This is a genomic window from Mesorhizobium sp. M7D.F.Ca.US.004.01.2.1 (assembly GCF_003997785.1).
Taxonomy (GTDB): domain Bacteria; phylum Pseudomonadota; class Alphaproteobacteria; order Rhizobiales; family Rhizobiaceae; genus Mesorhizobium; species Mesorhizobium loti.
Window position 1 is genome coordinate 1 of sequence record NZ_RZRQ01000650.1, and the last position, 1344, is coordinate 1344.

2 protein-coding genes are annotated in these 1344 nt (G+C 68.5%); both read right to left on the reverse strand.

The window, feature by feature from the left end; translation table 11 throughout:
- Positions 1-539: BatA domain-containing protein (locus EN993_RS35850; protein WP_206532484.1), on the reverse strand; the 539-nt coding region annotated here is incomplete at its 3' end.
- Positions 536-1344 (reverse strand): DUF58 domain-containing protein (locus EN993_RS35855; RefSeq protein ID WP_164758060.1); only part of this gene is annotated, 809 nt, incomplete at its 5' end. The genes EN993_RS35850 and EN993_RS35855, both read right to left, overlap by 4 nt.

Consider the following 1344-nt stretch of genomic DNA (forward strand, 5'->3'; position numbering starts at 1 on the left):
GTCTCCAGCACGCCGGCGACGCGGGCATAGACGGCGGGCCGGTCGGTCGGGATCGGCCGCGGCTTGGCGGCGCGCAGCCGGTCAAGAGCGGCGGCGGCATCGAACGGGCCGATCTCCGCATTGGCCTTTTCGGCGGTGAAGGCGATGACGACAGGCACGCCGTTAGAGCCGGCATCGTTGATCAGCCGCTCGGCGGTGGCGACGCGCTTGCCCCAGTCGGCGGCACTGGCCCAATCATTGTCGATGACCAAGGCCAGGGCAGCACCCTCGGCCGGCAGTTTTTCGCGCGGGTTGAAGACCGGGTCGGCCAATGCGGCGACGATGAGCGCCGCCATCAGCAGCCTGAGCAGCGTCAGCCACCACGGGCTCTGCTGCGGCGTCTCCTCGCGCTTCAGCACGCGGGCGAGGATCTTCAGCGGCGGGAAGATTTCGGTCTGCGGCTTGGGCGGCGTCAGCCTGAGCAGCCACCAGATCACCGGCAGCGCCAGCAGGCCCCATAACACCATGGGGGCGCCAAAAGAGAGCGGCAGCCAGCTCATGCGACAGCCGCCTTTCCGATGGAGGGGCCATCGGCGGTCATCGCCATGTGCAGGCGCACCAGCGCATCGGAGGCCAGCCGGTCGGTGTGGTTGACGGTAAAGCTCCAGCCGAGCCGCTTGCACCAGGCGGCCAGTTCCTGGCGGCGGGCGGTGTAGAGCAGGCGATACTCGTCACCCAGCATTTCGGCGCGGCCGGCGGTCAGCTTGTCGCCGGTCTCGGGATCGGTGAATTCGGTGCGGCCGGCATAGGGAAAGGTCTCCTCGGCCGGATCGGCAACCTCGATCAGATGCGCGCGCACGCCGTGGCGGGCGAGCACGTCGAGCCAGGCCATCGTCTCCTCGACGGGATCGAGGAAATCGCTGACGACAACGATGTCGCAGAAGCGCCTGATGTCGGACAGGTCGGGTTTTGCCGGCAGTTCGCCGGCATGCATCAGCTGGGCGGCGATGCGCTCGGCGCCGTTGCGGGCGGTGAACGGATCGGTGAGGCCGGGCCAGGCTATGCGCTCGCCGCTGCGCGACAACAGTTCGGCCATGGCCAGCGCCAGCACCAGCGCGCGCGATTGCTTGGAAACGCTGGCGCCGGTCGACTTGTAAAGCATCGACGGCGAGGGGTCGGCCCATAGCCAGACCGTATGGGCGGCTTCCCATTCGCGGTCGCGCACATAGGTGTGGTCGTCGCGCGCCGAGCGGCGCCAGTCGATGCGTGAGGCGTCGCCTTCGACATAGGGCCGGAACTGCCAGAAATTCTCGCCGATGCCGCGCTTGCGGCGGCCATGCCAGCCCGCGATCACCGTGTTGACGA